Here is a 23,046-nt window from a genome sequence, read left to right as displayed (position 1 = left end):
TCAAGACACTTAAACCCAGCAGAGACAATCGTCCAATTTGATACTGGAGGAATTATTGGAGATGGTAATAAATCATTTGTATTTGGTCCATGTTCTGTTGAATCACAAGAACAAGTTGATGCAGTAGCTGCAGAATTACAAGCGAGAGGCGAAAAATTCATCAGAGGTGGGGCATTTAAACCTCGTACTTCACCATATGATTTCCAAGGATTAGGTGTTGAAGGTTTAAAAATACTTAAAAATACAAAAGATAAATACGGCTTAAATGTAGTCAGTGAAATTGTAAATCCTGCAGATTTTGAAGTTGCCGATGAATACTTAGATGTATTCCAAATTGGTGCACGTAACATGCAAAACTTCGAACTTTTAAAAGAAGCAGGTCGCTCTAATAAACCAGTATTATTAAAACGTGGATTATCAGCAACAATTGAAGAATTTATTTATGCTGCTGAATACATTGCGTCACAAGGTAATAATAATATTATTTTATGCGAACGTGGTATCCGTACTTACGAAAAAGCAACTAGAAACACTTTAGATATTTCAGCGGTACCAATTTTGAAACAAGGTACACACTTACCAGTTATGGTCGATGTGACACACAGTACAGGTAGAAAAGATATCATGCTACCGACAGCTAAAGCAGGTTTAGCTGTGGGCGCAGATGGCATTATGGCTGAAGTTCATCCAGATCCAGCAGTAGCATTAAGTGATAGTGGTCAACAAATGGACTTGAACGAATTTGATAAATTCTACAATGAGCTTAAGCCATTAGCAGACATGTATAACAGTAAACAATTAAAATAAGCACCATGCAAAATATACATTAGATAATAATGTTATTTGTATAATTAACGATACAGATTAAAATATCCCTATGTTGTTTCTAGTTTGAAACACATAGGGATATTTTCGTTAATTTAATTCTTAAACGTATTATTCTTAACAAGTATAAGGATATAAATGACTTGATTAGTAGACTACTGCAGTTATGGAGAGTTATTACACTGTATAAAAATAAAATGTAATTATATATAATGACATAATTATGACATTCAAAACAAAATGATTTTCTATTTATAAAAAATGTGGTAAACTTTGAAAAGTTGTGAAAACAGAGTATAATAACAAATAAATCGCTTACAAGGAGGAAATTATGACAGTTACAATATATGATGTTGCAAGAGAAGCACGCGTTTCAATGGCAACCGTGTCACGTGTCGTTAACGGAAACCAAAATGTTAAACCTGAAACGAGAGACAAAGTGAACGAAGTTATAAAAAAATTAAATTATAGACCAAATGCAGTAGCACGTGGATTAGCGAGTAAACGTACTACAACAGTAGGCGTAATTATACCAGATATTTCTAATGTTTATTATTCTCAATTGGCAAGAGGATTAGAAGATATAGCGACAATGTATAAATATCATTCTATTATCTCAAATTCTGATAATGATCCAGTTAAGGAAAAGGAAATCTTTAACAATTTATTAAGTAAGCAAGTTGATGGAATTATATTCTTAGGTGGTACAATCTCTGAGGAAATCAAAGATTTAATTAATAAATCTTCAGTTCCAGTAGTTGTATCGGGTACAAATGGTAAAGATGATGGCATTGCCTCTGTAAATATTGATTTTAAAGCAGTAGCCAAGGAAATTACTAGCCAGTTAATTACCAATGGTGCTAAGTCATTTGCTTTTGTTGGTGGAGATTATTCTAAGAAAGCACAAGAAGATGTGTTAGCAGGACTACAAGAAGTCTTATCTCAACATCAATTACAATTAGACAACGATTTAATCTTTAATGGTAATGAGACATACAAAGATGGTGTTCGTGCATTTGAATCATTAAAATCAGCTAAACCAGATGCAATTTTATCTATTAGTGATGAGCAAGCTATTGGTTTAGTTCACTCAGCACAAGATGTTGGTGTTAGTGTACCAGAATCACTACAAATAGTAAGCTTCAATAATACGAGATTAGTTGAAATGGTTAGACCACAGTTATCTAGTGTTATTCAACCGTTATATGATATCGGCGCAGTAGGTATGAGACTATTAACTAAGTATATGAATGAAGAAGAAATAGAAGAGCCTAATGTTATCTTGCCGCACAGAATTGAATATAGAGGTACAACAAAGTAATCATTTAATATTACGACGTTAGACCGTTTCTTATATAAATAACCCCTTATTTTCACTGAAGTAATCATGATAGAAAATAGTGTAATCTATCTTCTAATCTGTTGATTACCTTTTACCAATGAAGATAAGGGGGTATTTTTTATGTGCCAATTGGATTGATTAATCATTGGCTAGGGAAGTGAATGATTAAATAAACCAACTTCGTACTTGTTGCGCACGTTTCATATTAATTTCACTAATTTCATCTTTTCTTGGAATAACTTGAAAATCTTCGCATTCATCTTGCCATGTATTTGGTAAGGTTATGGGCGCGTAATGTTGCCATTTTTTTATCCACGCTTCAGGCAAATTTCCTGTTAATGGACTTTCTCCTAAAAGAGCTAGAAATACATGTGTCCAAGCTCTTGGCACAACTTTCCAAATATTATAACCACCACCGCCAAACATAATAACCTTTCCATTGGTATATGTATCAGCTAACGATTTAATAATATAAGGAATTTGGTATAGTGCATCTAAGGTACAATGCATATGTGTCAATGGATCCAAATAATGTATGTCCACACCATGTACACTAATAATAATATCTGGATCAAATGATGCGACAACGGGTTCTATTGTTGCTTTAAATGTCTCTATAAATGACTCATCCTCTGTGTAGGGTTCCAATGGCATATTGACAGTATATCCGAATCCTTCTTCATTCCCACGCTCTGTGTAATGTCCTGAACCAGGGAATAAGAATTTTCCAGTTTCATGAATAGAATAAATTAAAGCTTGGTCATTCGTGTAAAAGCTCCATTGTGTACCATCGCCATGATGTGCATCTGTATCAATACAAAGTACACGTTGATTATAATACTTCATTAAATACTTAATCGCTATAGCAACATCATTATAGATACAAAAGCCATTTGCTCTGCCAGGTAAACTATGATGTAATCCACCACCTAAGTGACAGCCATTAGTTATTTGATTTGTCATAACTTGATCAACTAAATTTAATGCACCACCTACAATTCTAGCACTATGCTTATGCATCATGCGAAATTGTTGTGTATCATCACCATCAAGACCATATTTTTTAGCTTCACTATCACTTAGAATTCCGTGCGATGCATGTCGAATTGCTTGAATATAATCATAGCTATGAATAAGTGCGATTTCATCATCTGTAGCGATGCGTGGCTTGATAATATGAGAGGGTTTAAGGTAACCTAGCTCTGTTAATAACTCCGTCGTTAATTTAAGGCGCATTTGATTAAATGGATGGCTGTTACTAAAGCGATATTGCAATAAATCATTAGAATAGACATAGCCCGTAAGTTGTTGCTTATTATTCATAAATTTCTCCCCTTTAAAAGAAAAAGCGATTCATATATCTGATATCATCAAACGCTTGTAATTGATCAATTGAAATTCTTGAACCAATCCTAGCCATTAAACAATTAGCAGGGTGACTGGTAATCTCAGGATCATCTGTAGCAAAAATTTCTAGGCCCCCATATCCCATTAATTTTTGCATGAGTTTTTTATATTCATAAACGTCAAGTTTTGCATTTTTCAAATCCCAATGCCAATAATACTCAGTAGTTAATACAATATAATCCTCATATTCGTCAGCAGCTAGGCTAATCTTAATCAATTCGCTACCTAAACGTAAATGTCGGTAAGGTAAACTGATTTCAATGGCACCGAGTTCAATGAGGTATTCTAAATTACCAGTTGACCATCTTTCTAGAGGATCGGGATAATGATATGTCACATAACCAACGATATGGTTGTCTAATCTCAAGACGAAGATACGGCCTTCTGGTAACTCACTGATTTCCTTGACTGCCTCAAACTGTTCATCTGGTGAGCGGAAAGACTTCAAACCACTATCAAAGGTCATTTGATTTAGTTCACTGTGCGGCACGGGACCTTCTATTACAAAATGGCCTTCATCTAAATTAAAATCTTTGTATTGATAGGTTTTAATATGTTTCATTTTCTCACTCCAAACTACTTCATATGTTTAATATATCCCAATTCGTTTACTTATATTATATGTTAAAATTTTAAAAAATAACATAAAAATGTATTCGCTTACATCATATTATTTTGAAAATTCGGAAATTGTTCGATATAATATTTTTAAAGTAAACGATTTCATAAGGGGGATTTAAAATGAAAGTAGAAGTATATAAAGGGGATAACGGTAATTTTAACCTTCAGGATTATGAACAAACATATAATAACTTTGATTGGAAAGAAGTTGAAAAGGCATTTTCATGGTCAGAAACAGGTAAAGTCAATATGGCATATGAATGTATTGATAAACATGTGGATGAAGGAAAGGCAGATAAAATTGCATTAAATTATAAAGATGATAAGCGAAAAGAAAGCTATACGTTTAAAGAAATGCAGGCAAATAGTAATAAAGCAGCTAACGTATTAAAAGATAAAGCACATGTAGAAAAAGGGGATCGTGTATTTATATTCATGCCTAGAACGCCAGAATTATATTTTGCGTTATTTGGTATTTTAAAAATTGGAGCAATCGTTGGACCATTGTTTGAAGCATTTATGGAAAAAGCAGTGTCTGATAGACTTGAAAACAGTGAAGCAAAAGTGATTGTTACTACTAATGCTTTATTACCAAGAATACCAAAAGATAAATTGCCTCATTTAGAAACAATCGTAGTTGTAGATGAAGAGGTTGATGCTGAACATGTTGATTTCAATAGTGAATTTGAAGCGGCAAGCGATACATTTGATATTGAATGGCTAACATTAGATGATGGCTTAATCTTACATTATACGTCAGGTTCAACAGGTCAACCCAAAGGTGTATTACATGCACAACGAGCAATGTTACAACACTATATTTCAGGTAAGTATGTATTAGATTTCCATGAAGATGACATTTATTGGTGTACTGCCGATCCAGGTTGGGTAACTGGTACATCGTATGGTATCTTTAGTCCTTGGCTTAATGGAGTGACAAATTGTATTGCAGGTGGAAGATTTTCTCCAGAAGCTTGGTATGGAATGATTGAAGAATTTAAAGTGACGATTTGGTATACAGCGCCAACAGCACTAAGAATGTTAATGAGTGCGGGTGATGATATTGTTAAGAAATATGATTTATCAAGTTTGAAGAGTATCTTATCAGTTGGAGAGCCTTTAAATCCTGAAGTAATCAAATGGGCAAAAGAAATTTACAATAAGCGTGTATTAGATACTTGGTGGATGACAGAGACAGGTGGACATATGATTGTTAATTATCCATCTATGGATTTAAAATTAGGTTCCATGGGTAAACCACTGCCTGGCGTAGAAGCGGCAATTGTTGATGATCAAGGTAATGAGTTACCACCTAATCGTATGGGTAATTTAGCTATGAAAAAGGGATGGCCATCAATGATGGTATCAATTTGGAATAATCCTGAAAAATATGATTCTTACTTTATTGGCGATTGGTACGTTTCAGGTGATTCTGCATATCAAGATGAAGATGGGTATTTCTGGTTCCAAGGTCGAGTTGATGATGTCATTATGACTGCTGGAGAACGTGTTGGCCCATTTGAAGTGGAATCTAAATTAGTTGAACATGAAGCTGTTGCTGAAGCAGGTGTGATTGGAAAACCAGATCCAATAAGAGGTGAAATTATTAAAGCATTTGTCGCATTACGACCTGGATATGAACCGACAGATGAATTGAAGGAAGAGATCCGTAAATTTGTTAAAGAAGGTTTGGCTGCGCATGCTGCACCTAGAGAAATTGACTTTAAGGATAAATTACCTAAAACACGTTCAGGTAAAATAATGAGACGTGTATTAAAAGCCTGGGAGTTAGATTTACCAGAAGGTGATTTAAGTACGATGGAAGACTAATGGCTAACCTGTAAAAAAATTAATAATTAAATTTTTAAATACAATAACTCTAATGTGTGCTTATGATAAGTAGTATATTGTTAACACAACTACGTTAGTCAAAAAGCATCAATATACAACAATTGATTTTTCATATTTCTATATCAAAATGCATGTTATTTTGTTATGACGACAAGAAAAATAAATAATATAAATTAAACAAAAAGCGCCAATTTCTAACATAATTTTTAGAAATTGGTGTTTTTTTCATGTTAATCATTGAATTTATTATAAATAGTTACTTTGAAATATAATCGTTAAACTTGATGAAATGAAGTGCTCTATAATTAAGATATTACGAATTTAAGTTAAGATTATTAGTTCAATTAAAATATATTTCTACTGTGTTTCAGTTAGTTTTAAAAGATAAAAATATAAACATGCTATTTTATAATTTTATAGTGCACAAAATTGAAAGCGCTATCTATAATTGTCGACAATATTTCTTAAGTTGGTTAATATAAGTATATAAGGACTTAAATATACATCAGTTACTTTAATCAATGCACAATAAATGAAATTAATATTTAAAGGGGCGAATGAATTTGGCACATTTATCAGATTTAGAAATTGCTAATCAAGCAACATTACAACCTATAGGAGATATTGCTGATAAAGCAGGTATACCAAGCGATGCATTAGAACCATATGGTCACTATAAAGCGAAAATTGATATTAATAAAATTAACAAAAATAAACAAAAAGGGAAGGTCGTATTGGTTACAGCGATGAGTCCAACACCTGCTGGGGAAGGGAAATCAACAGTTACAGTTGGATTAGCAGATGCATTTAACCAATTAAATAAAAATGTAATGGTTGCTTTAAGAGAGCCAGCTTTGGGGCCAACATTTGGTATTAAAGGTGGGGCTACTGGTGGTGGCTATGCTCAAGTATTACCTATGGAAGATATAAACTTACATTTTAATGGTGATTTTCATGCTATTACGACAGCTAACAATGCATTGTCAGCATTTATAGATAACCATTTACATCAAGGTAATGAATTAGGTATAGATCAGCGACGTATTGAATGGAAACGTGTACTTGATATGAATGATCGTGCTTTACGTAATGTTATTGTCGGAGTAGGTGGCCCTACACAAGGTGTACCACGTGAAGATGGTTTCAATATAACTGTAGCCTCTGAAATAATGGCTATCCTTTGTCTTGCTACGGATATCGCAGATTTAAAGAATAAAATCAGTAAAATTACAATAGGATATACAAGAGAACGTCAGCCAGTAACAGTTGCAGATTTAAAGGTTGAAGGTGCACTTGCAATGATTTTAAAGGATGCGATTAAACCTAATCTCGTACAAACAATTGAAGGTACGCCAGCACTTGTCCATGGTGGTCCATTTGCTAATATTGCACATGGTTGTAACTCTATATTAGCTACAGAGACAGCACGTGACTTAGCAGATATCGTGGTGACTGAAGCTGGTTTTGGCTCAGATTTAGGAGCTGAAAAATTTATAGATATCAAAGCGCGTGAAGCTGGATTTGAACCAGAAGCAGTTGTAGTTGTAGCAACAATACGTGCTATTAAGATGCATGGTGGTGTGGCGAAAGATAATTTAAAAGAAGAAAATATCGAAGCCTTACAACAAGGCATTGTGAACCTCGAAAGACATGTTAATAATGTTCGAAAATATGGTTTAGAACCAGTAGTTGCCTTGAATGCGTTTATACATGATACTGATCAAGAAATAGAATTTGTTAAAAATTGGGCACAAACAAATAATGTGAGATTGGCATTGACCGAAGTATGGGAAAAAGGTGGCAAAGGTGGTACAGATTTAGCGAAAGAAGTATTAGAAATCATTGATCAACCACAATCATTTAAGCATTTATATGATCTAGAACAGCCATTAGAAGATAAAATAAAAACAATTGTTACAGAAATTTATGGCGGTGCGAAGGTTACATTTTCTGCAAAGGCAGAAAAGCAACTAAAACAATTCAAACAAAATGGTTGGGATCATTATCCAATTTGTATGGCGAAAACGCAATATTCATTCTCTGATGATGCTACTCAACTAGGTGCGCCAGAAGGGTTTGAAATTACAATTCGTGAATTAGAAGCAAAAACAGGTGCTGGGTTTATTGTTGCGTTGACAGGTGCAATAATGACGATGCCAGGTTTACCAAAGCAACCTGCAGCACTGAATATGGATGTAACTGATGATGGACGTGCGGTAGGATTGTTCTAATAAAGATTAAAAGCGAGTCGTTCTTAATAGGCGACTCGCTTTATTTTGTTATGAGATGAGCTTTAATATCGAAATGTTCAGCTGCAGTAAATGTTTTTTTATCTATTTTACCTTCTACTAACATTCGTTTTAATACATAATGCTGTCTGTTTAGTCCAATTTGAATTTGTTGATCATTTTTTAAAGTGCCATCAATTTTGTATGGCGTATAGAAGTAAGGGCTTTGTAGCATACCAACTAAATATGCTGCCTCAGCAACATTTAGGTTTGCAGATGATTTACCAAAGACACTATACGAAGCAGAGGCTATTCCAGTAATATTGGCACCATGACTATCTCTACCAAATGGAACAATATTGAGATAAGTATAGAGAATTTCATCTTTGGTTAACACTTTTTCTGCACGCAATGCTAAGATTAATTCGTTTGCTTTACGACTGTATGTTTTTTCATTAGAGAGTACTTGATTTTTAACTAATTGTTGTGTGATGGTACTGCCACCTGTAGAATTGTCCATATTAAAGATATCTTGACCAATTGCCCGTAAAATTGCTTTCGGTAAAATGCCGTTATGCTTAAAATATAAACTATCCTCTGATGAGGTTAATGCTTTTATAATATTATGATTTACCTCATTGGGACCGACAATTAATGGATTTTGTGAATGACTATATTCATAAAGTATATGTTTACTGTGATAATCGATATCTTCAGTTCCGTTAATCGTCAATAGTTCTGTACGTAATTTATTATCCGACATATGAATGGACTCTTGTGTTAAATGTTGGAAATAAAATACAAATATTGCCAACATAATAATAAAGGTACAAGTAAAAATACTAAACAGACCTATGAAAAAACGCTTTATTTTTTTGTAAATAGATTCAAAACGATTGAGTGGTGGTTGTGATGTAAGATAATGTTGACTCGTTTCATAGGTTTTGTATTTCATTTTGTACCTCCTTGTTATGCAATATTATAACATAATTTAACATATTGACTTTTAAAATAGAGTTAATTATAATTAGTATCAATTCGATATGGTTTTTGGATTTAGGACAAGTAGTATAAGGATACATCTTCAGAGAATTAGTGGTCGCTGCGAACTAATGTTGTACGTTATATGAATACACCTAATTAAGAATGTAATCCAAACGTTTAAGTTAATGAACGTATCATTAATAAAGTTGTTTGACTTAAGTATGGTGGTACCGTGCAATTGCGCCCTTACATTAATTTGTAAGGGCGTTTTTATTTTTATTTTTAACATGTACAAGTAGAACACTATCTAAATTCTAAACCAATATCATAAATAAATAGGAGGTTGTTTAAATGGCAAATGCATTAATTGATGATTTAACTTGGAGAGGCTTAATCTATCAGCAAACAGATGAAAGTGGTATCGAAACGTTACTGAATAAGGAGCAAGTTACATTATATTGTGGAGCAGACCCAACGGCTGATAGTTTACACATCGGTCATTTACTACCTTTCTTAACATTACGCCGCTTCCAAGAACATGGACACCGTCCACTTGTCCTTATTGGTGGCGGTACTGGTATGATTGGAGATCCATCTGGTAAATCTGAAGAAAGAACTTTACAAACAGAAGAGCAAGTTGAATTAAATGTTGCAGGTATCAGCAAACAGATGCATAAAATATTTGAATTTGATACAGAGCAGGGAGCAAAATTAGTTAATAATAAAGATTGGCTCGGTCAAATCTCATTGATTGATTTCTTAAGAGATTATGGTAAACATGTGGGGGTTAACTACATGTTAGGTAAAGATTCAATTCAAACACGTTTAGAACATGGTATATCATATACTGAATTCACTTATACGATTTTGCAGGCCATTGATTTTGGTCATTTAAATCGAACTTATAACTGTAAAGTACAAGTTGGTGGATCTGATCAATGGGGAAATATTACTAGCGGGATAGAATTAATGCGTCGTATGTATGGCCAAACAGAAGCTTATGGTTTAACAATTCCATTAGTAGTAAAATCAGATGGTAAAAAATTCGGTAAGACAGAAGGCGGCGCAGTATGGTTAGACCCAGAGAAGACGAGCCCATATGAATTTTATCAATTCTGGATAAATACTACAGATGATGATGTTATCAAATTCTTGAAGTACTTCACATTCTTAACGCAAGAGGAAATTGAAAAATTAGAACAATCACTTGCAGAAGCACCTCATTTAAGAGAAGCACAAAAAGCTTTAGCTGAAAATGTAACACGCTTTATTCATGGGCAAGATGCATTAGACGATGCAATCCGCATTTCACAAGCATTGTTCTCAGGTGATTTACAATCATTATCTGCAAAAGAATTAAAAGAAGGGTTTAAGGATGTACCACAGGTAACACTAAGCAACACTACAACGAATATTGTAGATGCGATAGTTGAAGCTGGTATTTCAAGCTCTAAACGTCAAGCACGTGAAGATGTTAATAATGGTGCAATCTATATTAATGGCATAAGACAGCAAGACACTACGTATGAATTAACAGTAGCTGATAAAATAGAAAATGAATTTACAATTATTCGCCGTGGTAAAAAGAAATACTTTATGGTGAATTACCAATAATTTTTTAAACTTTAAAAGCGGTCAACCAATCGTCGATAATATTGGTTGACCGCTTATTTGAATGGATAATTAATTTAATAACTGAATAATGTTGAATGTGGTTAGTATTTATTCAAAAATACTTGATCCACTTTCACGATTGGATTCTGTATCATCTGAAGATTGAGTTGTTTGTGATTTTTGTTCTTTAAGTTTAACATCGATTGATTTTTCTTTACCGTCTCTTTCAATTGTTAATGTCACAGAATCGCCAGGTTTTTTATTTTGATATAAATAGGATCTGACATCGGTATCTTCTTTAACAGATTTATTATCAATAGCAGTGATAATATCTCCTTTTTTCAAACCATTATCGTCATCAACTTTAGCGATATAGACACCTTCGGAACGTTTGGTGTTTAATTGTTCTTTGTATTGTTCCGGAATCTCGCTTAGGTTTAATAAGCCAATACCAATTGATGGGCGCTCTATTTTACCGTTTTTAACTAATTCTTTGATCGTAACCTTAACTTCGTTACTAGGAATTGCAAAGCCAATACCTTCGACTTGTTCGTTAGCAATTTTCATCGAGTTGATACCGACTAAATTACCATTGATATCAACAAGTGCACCACCAGAGTTTCCAGGATTAATGGCAGCATCTGTTTGTAATACATTGACTTTGTTTGTGCCTGCTGATGTTTGTGTATCGATTGTACGCTCACTTGCAGAGATTATTCCAGAAGTGACTGAGTTTGCAAACTCTAAACCTAATGGATTCCCCATAGCAAATACACTATCTCCAGTTTTTACTTTTGAAGAATTAGCAAATTGAATCGCTTTTGTTCCCTTAACGTCATCAATTTTTAATACTGCTATATCTGTAAGTGCGTCTTTGCCGATTAATTTAGCGTCAACCTGTTTAGAGTTATGTAGTTGTACCTTGATATTGCTTGCGCCATCAATAACATGGTTATTAGTCACAATATAGGCAGAGCCATTACTTTTTTGATAGATTACACCAGAACCAACACCAGCTTCTTCTGATTTGGAAGATTTTCCTTTTAATAAATCATCAAGACTTTGTGCCTTTTGCATATTAATGACACCGACAATGGCGGGTGAAACGTCTGTTATCATTTGATTTACGGAATCATATTTGTCACTTTTACCATCTAAGGTATTTCCACCACGACTACTTGATGATTCTTGGACATTTGAACCGTCATCGTTTAATATTGTGCGGTCCATAAATTTACCTATCCCAAGAACAATGAGAGCACCTAAGACACCTGCGACAAGTGCCACGACAATGGTTTTAAACCAAGGGAATCTTGGTTTATTATATGAACGTGGGTTCGATGCTTTATGATAAGAGCCGTTCGAATCTTGTTGCGTTTGTTTAAAAGTGTGTTCGCTTCTTGGGTTATTATCATTATTATTATCTGACATATGTTACCTCCAATCCATTCACATACTCTATTATGAAAGGTTTTGCAATGATTTGCTAGTAAATTCACTTCATACTTTAGACTGAATTACAAATTAGCTTGTACGTGTTTAAACTAAGTGATAAAATCAGTAGGTGATAAATAGCAAATAAAAAGTAGGTGGAGAAATGTATAAATTTATCAGTGGTCTCTTGAAATTAATTATTGTGAAATTAAGCAATAGTTTAGAAGTTCAAGGTCGTGAAAATATACCACAATTACATAGGTATGTCGTAACATGTACACATGAAAGTTATAACGAAGTCATTATGTTAGGCATGGCAATACATCCTAACCAAATCCATTACATGGCTAAAAAAGAGTTATTCAAGAATAAATGGTTTGGTAGATTTTTATCTTCATTAAATGCGTTTCCTGTAGATAGAGAAAACCCAGGACCGAGTACACTTAAAAAACCCATTAATTTATTAAAACAAAATAAAACAGTCGGTATATTTCCTACTGGCTCACGTAAAAAATATGCTGAAGGTGAACCATTAAAGCGTGGTGCAGTTACAATTGCGATGATGGCACAAGCACCTATCTTACCAGCAGCGTATGTAGGACCGAGTGAAATTAAGGGTTTGATTACTGGACAAGCGGTGATTAAGTTTGGTCAACCTATCGAAACAAAGCACTTACCAAAAGATATGAAACGTAATGAAAAATTAGACTATTTAACTACAGAATTAGAAAAAGCTACAAGACAATTACAGCAAGAGTTGGATGCATATGTAGCTAATAAATAAAAAATATTTTTATTAGCTAAAAAAATTGATAATAAAATCCGATAACTTAAAGATTTATGTTATTATATTACTGTACAATAACTATAAGTTGAACGTATATAAACACCATGTGGGCTAATTGTGCGCGTGGTGTTTATTTTTTTGAAATTTAAACTGAAATGGGGAATGAATATGTTTAGTTTCTTTCAACGCTTAGGTAGGTCATTGATGCTACCGGTAGCAGTATTACCTGCTGCTGCAATTATTGTGGGGATCGGTAATGCGCTTACTGCAATGGGACTGTTGCCAACAGTGGCGAAATTTTTCTCAAGCGCCGGTTCGACCATATTAGAGCAGTTAGGAATCTTGTTTGCAATAGGTGTTGCATTGGGAATGGCAAAGAAAAATGATGGTGCTGTCGCATTAGCTGCGGCTGTGGGCTTCTTCTTAACTACAGTTGTTTTGAGTCCTGAGAAATTGGCACCGTTATTAGGAGTAAAGCAATCTGCAGTTGATAGTGCATTTGAACAAATGAATAATCAAAACGTATTTATTGGATTGATTGTAGGTTTGATTGCTGCTTATACGTATAACAAATTTAGTAAAACAGAGCTTCCAGCGGCTTTATCATTCTTTAGTGGTAAGCGTTTAGTTCCAATATTAACAGCATTCTTCAGTATTATACTAGCTGTGATCATGTTGTTCGTTTGGCCATTTATCTTCTCACTTATCGTAGCATTTGGAACATGGATTATTAACCTTGGACCATTTGGCGCATTCTTATATGGTTTCTTTAATAGATTATTAATCCCAACAGGATTACATCATGCATTGAATGCAGTATTTTGGTTTGACCTTGCGGGTATCAACGATATTGCCAAATTCCAAACAGGAGACGGTGCGGTACATGGTGTGACGGGTCGATACATGGCTGGTTTCTTCCCGGTAATGATGTTTGGTATTCCTGGTGCAGCGTTGGCAATGTATCATACAGCAGAATCAAAGCAAAAGAAACGTGTCTATGGTTTAATGTTAGCTGGATCTATTTCAGCATTCTTTGTAGGTGTAACAGAACCAATTGAATTTGCATTTATGTTTGTAGCGCCAATACTATTTGTAATTCATGCCTTTTTAACAGGTTTATCAATGTTTATTGCCGCTTTATTCCATTGGACTGCTGGATTTGCATTTAGTGCAGGTTTAATTGACTATGTGTTATCGTTAATTAATCCAGTGGCAAATCATCCATATATGTTAATTGTACAAGGCCTTGTATTCTTTGTATTGTATTATGTAATATTTAGATTTGCGATTAAGGTATTAAAATTAAATACACCTGGTAGAGGTGATAACTTATTGCCTGACCCTACATCAGACGAAGCAACAACAGGTGATGTTGAGCACAGCAATGACTCAAGTGAAACGAGTACTGTGACAACGAATAAGTATACTAAGATAGCAAGTGATATTCTGAGTGGTTTAGGTGGCAAAGAAAATATCATGACCTTAACCAATTGTGCTACTCGTTTACGTATGGAATTACATGATAATACTTTAGTCGATGAGACGAAAATTAAACATGCAGGTGCTGTAGGTGTGACTCAAAGTGGTAAACATAATACACAAGTCATCATCGGTACTCAAGTACAGCAAGTAGCTGATGAAATAGAATCACAATTAGAAAGTAAATAGTTATACAAAGAGTGACGTCAAATGAATGTTTATTTTGACGTCAGTTTTTTATTTTGAATTATTGAAAAAATTGATAATAATTAGTTAGAAGTTTAATCGTTCACTCATACGCATGCTTAATAGTTAATAGAATTATCCACATAGTCGACAAAATCAAAGCAAGATAGGTACTTTATGCTACATTAAAGTTGTTATAATTTGTATTTTTATAAACTTTAATGAAAATGCACTCTGTTAAATTGCAAAGTATTCAAATTTCCATAAAAATTTGAATAAATTCAAGAAATACATTTGCGCTTTTTATATGTAAATAGTACGATATACTAGTATCAGAATTTTCTGATTAAAGGAGAGTAGGTAGGATGAAGTCGGTATTATTTGATGTAGATGGTGTATTTTTAAGTGAAGAAAGGTGTTTTGATGTATCAGCATTAACAGTTTATGAAATGTTGATGAGTAAAGATTACATAGGTTTAGATCCATCGGTACAATTTGAAGGATTAACTGATAGTCAAATCACTGAAATAAGAAATATTGTTTTTTACAATGATGAAATATTAACTAAATTAAAGTCGTTAGGACTCAACTCTAATTGGGATATGTTATTTATTGTTGTAGCGATTCATTTTATAAGATTGTGTCAGGGCTTATCAAATGACCAGCTATCGGACGTATTAAACCCTGAACAATTTAATCAAAATACTTTGGCATTTGTCGGTGAACATATCTCAGATGTAACACTTGATTTTTCTGCACCTCTAGCATTTTTAGATGGTGTGAGTTCTGGAAAGGACAATATCTATAAGTCATTAGTTACATATGCAAGTGAACATTTAAACACAACTGAAACGGAATTATTTGAATTGAAAAGTGCGTTTTGGACATTTGCACAAGAGATTTACCAAGAATGGTATTTAGGTTATAAATTATTTGAGGAAGTTGAAAAGAAACCGAAGCGTTCGAACTTTAAAAATGGCTATATATATGATGAAGTCGTATTAAGACCAGTTGCTGAAATTAAATCACTACTTGAAGATTTAAAAAACGCAGGCTATCATATTGCAATCGCAACAGGTAGACCACGAACTGAAACGATTGTTCCATTTGAAACACTTGGAATTAAAGCATTGTTTGAAGAACAACATATAGTTACAGCAAGTGAAGTGCTAATCGCTGAAGATCATTATCCAGACTTAAAGCCACTCGGAAAGCCTAATCCGTTTAGTTACTTAGCAACTTTAGAAGGTAATGAGTTAGAACGTTATAAACATTTTGCTACAAATCAAGAGAACCGTGTAAATAAGGACGATGTATTTGTAGTAGGGGATTCTTTAGCAGATTTATTAAGTGCTAAAAAAATTGGTGCAACATTTATAGGACCACTGACTGGATTAAAAGGTCAAAATGCACGCGAAGAGTTAGAATCTCATGGTGCAGAATATATAGTTGATCATGTCGGAGAAATTAGAAATATTTTATTATAAATAATTATAATTACTAACAATGATTAACGATTAGTATCTCATATTACATCCTTTATGGAAGACGTTGCAATGCGTTAGATATAAAGGATGTTTTTTAATTTACAATTAATTTCACTTATTATAAGTGAAATTAATTGTTAAGCAATTATTTGGATAGACAATAAATATTGAATAAAAAGCAGCCCTCAGAAAATGGAGTCATTTATCTGAGGGCTGTTATTCTAATATTGATGAGCCAAATTTTTACAAAATATTATTTCTGTATGATTTGGTTTTTGACTTAAATATTGTAATTCGTATCTTGTGGAATATCTAATTCAACGCTACGTACGTTATTGAAACCTTCAATTTGGAATAGGGCATCAATAACATCTTGATTTACAGGGTGGTCAATAGATAATACCATTAAGGCATTACCACCTAAGTTTGTTCGACCAAGGTGCATCGATGCAATGTTAATATCAAACTCACCAAGAATTTGACCCGTACGACCAACAATACCTGGTTTATCTGTATGATTGATAACAAGTTGGTGTTGTTCCGGTTTAAAGTCAACTGGATAATCATTAATTCGCACAATACGTGGGCCATAACCATTGAGTACAGTGGCACCAATTTTAATTTGTGTATCTTTATTGATTAAAGTTAACTCGATATAGTTACTGAAACCACGATGTTTGGTATTCTTTTCAATATTATATGAAACACCTTGTTCATTTAATAATACAAGCGCATTGATTAGGTTAACACGTTCTCCTAAATCTTGACGTAAAACGCCTGAAACAAGTGTACGTGTAATTAAGCTCGTATCATCAAGAGCTAAATCACCTTCGTATTTAATGTGTAATTCGCGAGGTGCTTTTTCTAATAATTGAATACCTACTTCACCTGTTAGTTTACTTAATTCGATATAAGGTTTTAATTCTTCATTAATTTCATTGTAAGTCATTCTTGGTGCATTGATTGCATTCAATACATTACCATTTTCGAAAATATCAACAATTTCATTCGCTACTGAAACGGCAACTTTCTCTTGTGCTTCAACTGTTGAAGCACCTAAATGAGGCGTAACGACAACTTTATCATGTTTAACTAATGGTGATTCAGTTGCAGGCTCAGTTTCAAACACATCTAGTGCTGCTGCTTGAATTCTATCTTCGTTCAGTGCATTAAGTAATGCTTCCTCGTCAATAATCCCACCACGTGCCACATTAATAATTTGTAATGTGGGTTTGGCTTTAGCGAAGAATGCTTCTCCTACAATACCTTTAGTTTTAGGGGTAAGCGGTGTATGAACCGTTACGAAATCAGCTTGTTCAGCAATTTCGTCTACAGTAGCTCGAATAACATTGAGTTCTTTTGCTTTATCTTCAGAAAGATATGGATCAAAAGCTAAAATTTTCATACCAAAACTTTGCGCACGTTTAGCAACACCTAAACCAATACGTCCAGCACCAACGACACCTAATACTTTATTGTATAATTCAGTACCGCGATATGTCTTACGATCCCATTTACCTTCTTTTAAAGACTTATGCGCTTGTGGAACATTTCTGGCCATTGATAAAATCATTGCCATAGAATGCTCTGTAGCAGAAATTGTATTACCATCTGGTGCATTAATAACGATAACACCATGCTTAGTAGCAGCATCGATATCAATATTATCGACACCAACACCAGCTCTTGCAATTACTTTTAGATTTGGAGCAGCAGCGATAACATCTGCAGTAACTTGCGTTTGGCTACGAACGATTAAACCTTCAAAGTCAGCTATTTTTTCAATTAACTCACTTTCGGAAAGTTCGGTATTTGTAACAACTTCAAAGTCTTTATGATCTGTTAAACTTTTTAAACCTTCAGGTGAAATAGGGTCAGATACTAAAATTTTATACATATGCTTTTACAACCTCCATATATTGAGTAATTGCTGTACCAATGTACGCTTCATTTCTAAATTCTGATACGATGATTTCAAGTGCAGAAACGACTTGTAAGATATCAAATGGTGAAATTTGACCCATATGGCCAATTCTTAAAATTTCACCTTTAAGATGTCCTTGTCCGCCAGCAATTGTTATAGAGAAGCGCTTTTTAAGTTCATTTTTAATAAAGTTTAATTCATCTTTCGTTTTAGGTACAAATGCTGTAACAGTAGGTGACGCATAAGCATCTTCTACGAGTAAATCTAAATCTAATGCTTTAAGTGCTGCTCTTAATCCATCTCTAATAGCATAATGACGTGCGACAACTTGATCTAAACCTTCTTCTTCGATTAATTGAGCATACGCAGTTACACCTCTAAATAAAGCTACGTTAGGTGTGAAAGGTGTTGAATTATCAGCTTGAGATTTTAAATATTTATTTAAATCTAAATAAAATCTAGGCGTAGTAACTTCTGCAAATCTTGCTTTTGCTCGATTGTTATAAGCTACAAATGCTAGACCAGGGGGTAACATGATTGCTTTTTGACTTCCTGAAATTAGGACATCAATTTGATCACGTTTTAAATCAACATCAACAGCGCCGATACAACTTACGCCATCTACAACGAAATAAATAGATTCATCAAAGTCTTTTAAGGCATGACCTAATTCATTTACTGGATGTAATACTGCAGTTGAAGTCTCACAATATTGACTGAATACAGCTGTAATATCTCTGTTTAAAGATTTTAAGAAGTCAATGAAATCTGGAACATTTACTGCTTTACCCCATTCAACTTCAAAAATATGTACGTTTTCATAATAAGTCTCTGCAATTTGTTTAAAGCGGTTACCAAAAGCACCAGATACAATAATTACGATATCGTCTTCTGGATTAGCTAAATTTAACATACTTGCTTCTAAAGAACTTGTACCACTTGATGTTAATATCATTACCTCATTTTCTGAACCAAAAACGGGTTTCAATGCTCGAAAAGCTTCTTCGGCAATTGTTTCAAAATCACTAGATCGATGGCCGACCATTGGTAATTGTGTTGCATGTAATATTTGGTCCGGTACAGGTGTTGGGCCGGGCGTTAATAACAAAGGATGATAGTATTTCATATTGTAATTCCCCCATTGAGTAAGATTTAATAAGTTTAGCAAATTTTCAGACAATATAAAAGTCTAAAAATTACAATTTTTTGAAAATTAACAAAATACAAAAGTAATGTAAGGGCATACATTGCTTTTGTATTCAATTTCTATATCGAAAATAAAAAAATTTAAATTATTTTATTTTAGGTTGTATTTTTACGTTAACGTTGCCGCGAATTGAATTCGAAATCATACAATTATTATCAGCAATTTTTAATAATTTATCTAATTTCTTTGCTAATTGTTCTTTTTGCGTAGATTTAACACTAATAATAGGGTAATGAGTTATTGTATCCATTTTAAATTTTGCATTTTCGAAAAGGGCAGTTCCACTTGAAAATTGTTCGATTTCAATTGAATCAAAGCCTGCGCGTTCTAATACCGCAGCAAGTGAAATAATGTAACAAGATGCAGCAGCAGAAACGAGTAATTCATCTGGATTTGTCCCTGTTCCGTTGCCACCTAAGCCAGCAGGTATTGATATTTGTTCTGTTAATACATCTCCATTAAGATCACCAACAGACTCACGTCCACCTGACCAGTGAGTTGTGACGTTAAAATCATGCTTTACCATTATAATTGACCTCCAGTTTAAATGTGTTAATTTATAGTTTAGATTATAATATGAAATAAAGGAAGAGAGGCGCTTTACAATGACCGATCAAAAACCGAGAAGTTTGGATGACATTAAACTTATTGCGCATAGGGGATTATCGACGCAATACCCAGAAAATACGCGTATTGCATTTGAAGCAGCACTAGAATCAAATGAAGTGGATATATTAGAAATTGATATACATAAAACAATAGATGATCAATTAGTTGTGATTCATGATCCTTCCATCGATCGGACATCGAATGGAACGGCGAAAATAAAAAATAATACTTTAGATGAATTACAACAATATGATTACGGTTTTTGGAAAGAAATCAAATATGCAAATCAAAAGTTGTTAGTATTAGATGATGTATTAGAACTTATTGCACGGTCATCCAAGGGGTTAATGATAGAAGTAAAGCAACCGCAACAATATCTTGATATTGAAAATATATTAATCAATAAATTGCAACAGTGGGATATAGACAGTGATAAAATATCGATACAGTCCTTTAATAAGAAGTTTATTAAAGCGCTCGCCGCTAAAGACGTGCCATATAAACTAGGAGTGTTGATTAATCGTAAGAAGCATTGGTACAAAAAGCCTCGATTTAAAAAGATTTCAGAATATGCTTCCTTTGTAAATGCACACCAATCTGTGGTGTCAAAACGTTTTATCCATAAGGCGCATCGGTATGATTTAAATGTTTATGCATACACAGTAAATGATACCTATAAAGCTGAGAAACTTTTACGTTATCCACTTCAAGGTTTAGTTTCTGATAATCCTGAATTACTGTAAAATGAATTAAAGGTCTAAAACATATGATTATCGTTAGTGATAATCTAGCTTTAGACCTTTTTATAATTATTTGATATGTGATAAATCATTGTCGAAATGGTTGACCCAATTCTTTTTAAATAAGCCCATGATATAACAATCACTATATTCACCGCGTGTATAGAAGTGTTCTAATAATGTCCCTTCAATAGCAAAGTTTTGTGACTGATATATATGTACTGCTTTATCATTATTGATATCAACATATAAATATACCTTATGTAAATTTAATACTAAAAACGCGTAATCAATGGCCATTTTAAAGGCGCTTTTAGCATATCCCTTACCACTAAAGTCAGGATCAACAATAATTTGTATCTCACAATTACTATGAACAAAGTTGATTTCTACTAATTCAACAATACCTATGCGTGTATTATCGACTTCGATAATAAAACGTCTTTCTGATTCATCATGTAAATGTTTCTTGTACAATGATTGTAGTTCGCTTAAAGATTGGTAAGGTTCTTCAAACCAATATGACATAATAGAATATTCATTATTTAAATGATGGACAAATTCTAAATCTGTTTCTTCTAATGCTCTAATAATCAAGCATATCACTCCTTTAATTATAGAATAAAGAAATGATTATAAAATGTAAAACGTTTAATAAAATAATTATATTATAGAATGTATGATTTGCAATGTGGTTTGTTGATTTTATAACAATATATTTAGTGAGAGAAGGAAGGGGAGCACAATGATTGATAAAAAAACCCAAGAACAAATGAATGTTCTTGGGTTTGCAAGATAAAAGATATTATCTTGAGTAGTACTCAACGATAAGTTGTTCGTTGATTTCAGCAGGTAATTCACTACGTTCTGGAACGCGGATATATTTACCTTTTAAGTTGTCAGCATCAAATTCTAAGTAATCTGGTACAAAGTTATTGATTTCAACTGATTCAGCAATGATATCTAATTTTTGAGATTTTTCACGTACTGAAATTTCTTGACCTGGTTTTAATGTGTAAGATGGGATATCTACACGTTTACCGTCAACTTCAACGTGACCGTGGTTAACTAATTGACGTGCTTGACGACGAGTACGAGCTAAACCTAAAGCATAAACAACTGCATCTAAACGAGCAGCTAATAATTGCATGAAGTTTTCACCGTGTACACCATGTTGTTTACCAGCAGTTTCGAATGTGTTACGGAATTGTCTTTCAGTCATTCCATATAAGTAACGTAATTTTTGTTTCTCACGTAATTGTAAACCATATTCTGATAATTTTTTACGTTGGTTAGGACCGTGTTGACCTGGTGCGTAAGGACGCTTTTCTAATTCTTTACCAGTACCACTTAATGAGATACCTAAACGACGAGATTTTTTCCAACTTGAACCTCTGAATCGAGCCATAATAAGACTCCTCCTTTTTCTTTTTTGTTGTTATGAAAAAACAAAAAAGAGTGTTGCATGCTTACTTGGATATATTGTTTTATGTGTCCTCGCCTTATAGCTACGGTTACACGGCACGCCCGCATCGGGAACAACATAGAGCCAACTAATATACAACTGCTATTTTCGTTTATTCACACAAAGTACATTTTAACACGCTATATCAATCTGTCAATAGTTAATCCTAGTTTAAACTAAATACTTAGCATGTTTGATTATGAAATTTGTTGTTCAATCACTTTGACAATCGCTTCTAATTCGGTTTGATCAGTTGTTGTAAATCGACCAATAATAGGTGCATCAATATCTAGTACACCAATCACTGCACCATCTTTGTGTATGGGTACTACCACTTCTGATTTACTGTTGGCATCACATGCAATATGACCAGGAAATGCATTAACATCTTCGACTAATTGTGATTTGTCTTCAGCAACTGCAGTGCCACATACGCCTTTGCCCACAGCAATATGGACACAAGCAGGATGACCTTGGAAAGGACCTAAGATGAGTTCACCATTTTCCATTAAATAGAAACCGACCCAGTTAATTTGGTCCAGATTATCATTTAACAATGCAGAGACATTACTGAGTATTGCAATGACATTTGATTCATCTTCAATTAAACTTGCAACTTGCTTTCTTAATAAACTATAATTTGTTTCTTTTACTTCGGTCATCTTTATTACCTCACTTTTTACTTTTCATTTAGTATAAAGACTGTTTTAATAGTAATCAATCAAATGATTTGGAAGGGTTTTATCAATCGGACTTATAAAATTTATAATATTGAGTTTGATTTGCTTATTAAAATAAAATAAATTCTTAACAATTCATCTATTTCTATTTTAATGAAGTGGGTAAGTACGTTATA

The 23,046-nt window shown here is 33.5% G+C and carries 19 protein-coding genes; 9 read left to right on the top strand and 10 right to left on the bottom strand.

Going from position 1 to position 23,046, the window contains the following annotated elements; translation table 11 throughout:
- Positions 1-807, top strand: an 807-nt coding sequence (locus ACF91D_RS24670) for a bifunctional 3-deoxy-7-phosphoheptulonate synthase/chorismate mutase (protein ID WP_392437870.1), incomplete at its 5' end; no start/stop codon positions are given.
- 349 nt (positions 808-1,156) lie between these two features.
- Positions 1,157-2,146: a catabolite control protein A gene (gene ccpA / locus ACF91D_RS24665; protein WP_392437868.1), complete on the top strand. Its 990-nt coding sequence runs from the start codon at positions 1,157-1,159 to the stop codon at positions 2,144-2,146.
- 186 nt (positions 2,147-2,332) lie between these two features.
- Here the strand turns inward: ccpA and ACF91D_RS24660 are convergent, their stop codons facing one another.
- Positions 2,333-3,490 (bottom strand): acetoin utilization protein AcuC, encoded by a 1,158-nt coding sequence (locus ACF91D_RS24660; RefSeq protein WP_107527784.1) that lies wholly within the window; start codon positions 3,488-3,490, stop codon positions 2,333-2,335.
- Between the two features lie 13 nt (positions 3,491-3,503).
- Positions 3,504-4,136, bottom strand: coding sequence for a GNAT family N-acetyltransferase (locus tag ACF91D_RS24655; RefSeq protein WP_107527785.1), 633 nt, complete (start codon positions 4,134-4,136; stop codon positions 3,504-3,506).
- Between the two features lie 179 nt (positions 4,137-4,315).
- Between ACF91D_RS24655 and acsA the strand changes: the two genes are divergently transcribed.
- Both acsA and ACF91D_RS24645 read left to right on the top strand, forming a co-directional pair.
- Positions 4,316-6,025: an acetate--CoA ligase gene (gene acsA / locus ACF91D_RS24650; RefSeq protein WP_119624549.1), complete on the top strand. Its 1,710-nt coding sequence runs from the start codon at positions 4,316-4,318 to the stop codon at positions 6,023-6,025.
- Positions 6,026-6,609: 584 nt separating this feature from the next.
- Positions 6,610-8,277, top strand: coding sequence for a formate--tetrahydrofolate ligase (locus tag ACF91D_RS24645; RefSeq protein WP_107527623.1), 1,668 nt, complete (start codon positions 6,610-6,612; stop codon positions 8,275-8,277).
- A gap of 40 nt (positions 8,278-8,317) precedes the next feature.
- Here ACF91D_RS24645 and ACF91D_RS24640 read toward each other — a convergent pair whose 3' ends face one another.
- Positions 8,318-9,229, bottom strand: coding sequence for a transglycosylase domain-containing protein (locus ACF91D_RS24640; RefSeq protein ID WP_107527624.1), 912 nt, complete (start codon positions 9,227-9,229; stop codon positions 8,318-8,320).
- A gap of 380 nt (positions 9,230-9,609) precedes the next feature.
- On the opposite strand from ACF91D_RS24640, the gene tyrS reads away from it, so the two are divergent.
- Complete coding sequence (gene tyrS / locus ACF91D_RS24635) at positions 9,610-10,872, top strand: tyrosine--tRNA ligase (RefSeq protein ID WP_119624548.1); 1,263 nt, start codon at positions 9,610-9,612, stop codon at positions 10,870-10,872.
- A 108-nt stretch (positions 10,873-10,980) separates the two neighbouring features.
- Here the strand turns inward: tyrS and ACF91D_RS24630 are convergent, their stop codons facing one another.
- Positions 10,981-12,303, bottom strand: coding sequence for a S1C family serine protease (locus ACF91D_RS24630; RefSeq protein ID WP_042738411.1), 1,323 nt, complete (start codon positions 12,301-12,303; stop codon positions 10,981-10,983).
- Between the two features lie 166 nt (positions 12,304-12,469).
- On the opposite strand from ACF91D_RS24630, the gene ACF91D_RS24625 reads away from it, so the two are divergent.
- From ACF91D_RS24625 to ACF91D_RS24615, 3 genes are all read left to right on the top strand, one after another.
- Entirely contained in the window at positions 12,470-13,090 is a 621-nt protein-coding gene (locus ACF91D_RS24625; RefSeq protein ID WP_107527626.1) for a lysophospholipid acyltransferase family protein, read from the top strand.
- 171 nt (positions 13,091-13,261) lie between these two features.
- A complete protein-coding gene (gene nagE, locus ACF91D_RS24620; protein WP_107527627.1) occupies positions 13,262-14,761 on the top strand; it encodes an N-acetylglucosamine-specific PTS transporter subunit IIBC in 1,500 nt (499 codons plus the stop codon).
- Between the two features lie 362 nt (positions 14,762-15,123).
- Positions 15,124-16,245: an HAD family hydrolase gene (locus tag ACF91D_RS24615; protein ID WP_107527954.1), complete on the top strand. Its 1,122-nt coding sequence runs from the start codon at positions 15,124-15,126 to the stop codon at positions 16,243-16,245.
- 280 nt (positions 16,246-16,525) lie between these two features.
- Here the strand turns inward: ACF91D_RS24615 and serA are convergent, their stop codons facing one another.
- From serA to ACF91D_RS24600, 3 genes are all read right to left on the bottom strand, one after another.
- Positions 16,526-18,142 carry a phosphoglycerate dehydrogenase gene (gene serA, locus ACF91D_RS24610; RefSeq protein ID WP_042738415.1) on the bottom strand — a complete coding sequence of 539 codons (1,617 nt, stop codon included), beginning with the start codon at positions 18,140-18,142 and terminating at the stop codon, positions 16,526-16,528.
- Positions 18,135-19,295 carry a pyridoxal-phosphate-dependent aminotransferase family protein gene (locus ACF91D_RS24605; protein ID WP_119624546.1) on the bottom strand — a complete coding sequence of 387 codons (1,161 nt, stop codon included), beginning with the start codon at positions 19,293-19,295 and terminating at the stop codon, positions 18,135-18,137. The genes serA and ACF91D_RS24605 overlap by 8 nt, the downstream gene beginning before the upstream one ends.
- A gap of 166 nt (positions 19,296-19,461) precedes the next feature.
- Positions 19,462-19,902, bottom strand: coding sequence for an SACOL1771 family peroxiredoxin (locus ACF91D_RS24600; protein ID WP_107527893.1), 441 nt, complete (start codon positions 19,900-19,902; stop codon positions 19,462-19,464).
- A 79-nt stretch (positions 19,903-19,981) separates the two neighbouring features.
- On the opposite strand from ACF91D_RS24600, the gene ACF91D_RS24595 reads away from it, so the two are divergent.
- Entirely contained in the window at positions 19,982-20,728 is a 747-nt protein-coding gene (locus ACF91D_RS24595) for a glycerophosphodiester phosphodiesterase (protein WP_107527894.1), read from the top strand.
- Between the two features lie 66 nt (positions 20,729-20,794).
- Here ACF91D_RS24595 and ACF91D_RS24590 read toward each other — a convergent pair whose 3' ends face one another.
- The 3 genes from ACF91D_RS24590 to ACF91D_RS24580 form a co-directional block, all read right to left on the bottom strand.
- Positions 20,795-21,322 (bottom strand): GNAT family N-acetyltransferase, encoded by a 528-nt coding sequence (locus ACF91D_RS24590; RefSeq protein ID WP_107512586.1) that lies wholly within the window; start codon positions 21,320-21,322, stop codon positions 20,795-20,797.
- Positions 21,323-21,530: 208 nt separating this feature from the next.
- Positions 21,531-22,133: a 30S ribosomal protein S4 gene (gene rpsD, locus ACF91D_RS24585; RefSeq protein WP_042738420.1), complete on the bottom strand. Its 603-nt coding sequence runs from the start codon at positions 22,131-22,133 to the stop codon at positions 21,531-21,533.
- Positions 22,134-22,387: 254 nt separating this feature from the next.
- The gene (locus tag ACF91D_RS24580; protein ID WP_107512807.1) at positions 22,388-22,852 is read right to left on the bottom strand and encodes a GAF domain-containing protein; all 465 of its coding nucleotides are present in this window, start codon (positions 22,850-22,852) and stop codon (positions 22,388-22,390) included.
- Positions 22,853-23,046 lie beyond the last annotated feature (194 nt).

This window comes from Staphylococcus sp. 231237_7MaSpsaltlick, from assembly GCF_043107035.1.
This window is presented reverse-complemented; position numbering and strand designations above follow the sequence as displayed.

Bases quoted from the DNA above. Each gene is read 5' to 3' on its own strand.
- serA (WP_042738415.1), bottom strand. From the start codon at position 18,142: ATGTATAAAATTTTAGTATCTGACCCTATTTCACCTGAAGGTTTAAAA.
- ACF91D_RS24655 (WP_107527785.1), bottom strand. From the start codon at position 4,136: ATGAAACATATTAAAACCTATCAATACAAAGATTTTAATTTAGATGAA.
- ACF91D_RS24640 (WP_107527624.1), bottom strand. From the start codon at position 9,229: ATGAAATACAAAACCTATGAAACGAGTCAACATTATCTTACATCACAA.
- nagE (WP_107527627.1), top strand. From the start codon at position 13,262: ATGTTTAGTTTCTTTCAACGCTTAGGTAGGTCATTGATGCTACCGGTA.
- ACF91D_RS24625 (WP_107527626.1), top strand. From the start codon at position 12,470: ATGTATAAATTTATCAGTGGTCTCTTGAAATTAATTATTGTGAAATTA.
- ACF91D_RS24605 (WP_119624546.1), bottom strand. From the start codon at position 19,295: ATGAAATACTATCATCCTTTGTTATTAACGCCCGGCCCAACACCTGTA.
- rpsD (WP_042738420.1), bottom strand. From the start codon at position 22,133: ATGGCTCGATTCAGAGGTTCAAGTTGGAAAAAATCTCGTCGTTTAGGT.
- ACF91D_RS24580 (WP_107512807.1), bottom strand. From the start codon at position 22,852: ATGACCGAAGTAAAAGAAACAAATTATAGTTTATTAAGAAAGCAAGTT.
- ccpA (WP_392437868.1), top strand. From the start codon at position 1,157: ATGACAGTTACAATATATGATGTTGCAAGAGAAGCACGCGTTTCAATG.
- ACF91D_RS24600 (WP_107527893.1), bottom strand. From the start codon at position 19,902: ATGGTAAAGCATGATTTTAACGTCACAACTCACTGGTCAGGTGGACGT.
- acsA (WP_119624549.1), top strand. From the start codon at position 4,316: ATGAAAGTAGAAGTATATAAAGGGGATAACGGTAATTTTAACCTTCAG.
- ACF91D_RS24630 (WP_042738411.1), bottom strand. From the start codon at position 12,303: ATGTCAGATAATAATAATGATAATAACCCAAGAAGCGAACACACTTTT.
- ACF91D_RS24595 (WP_107527894.1), top strand. From the start codon at position 19,982: ATGACCGATCAAAAACCGAGAAGTTTGGATGACATTAAACTTATTGCG.
- tyrS (WP_119624548.1), top strand. From the start codon at position 9,610: ATGGCAAATGCATTAATTGATGATTTAACTTGGAGAGGCTTAATCTAT.
- ACF91D_RS24615 (WP_107527954.1), top strand. From the start codon at position 15,124: ATGAAGTCGGTATTATTTGATGTAGATGGTGTATTTTTAAGTGAAGAA.
- ACF91D_RS24660 (WP_107527784.1), bottom strand. From the start codon at position 3,490: ATGAATAATAAGCAACAACTTACGGGCTATGTCTATTCTAATGATTTA.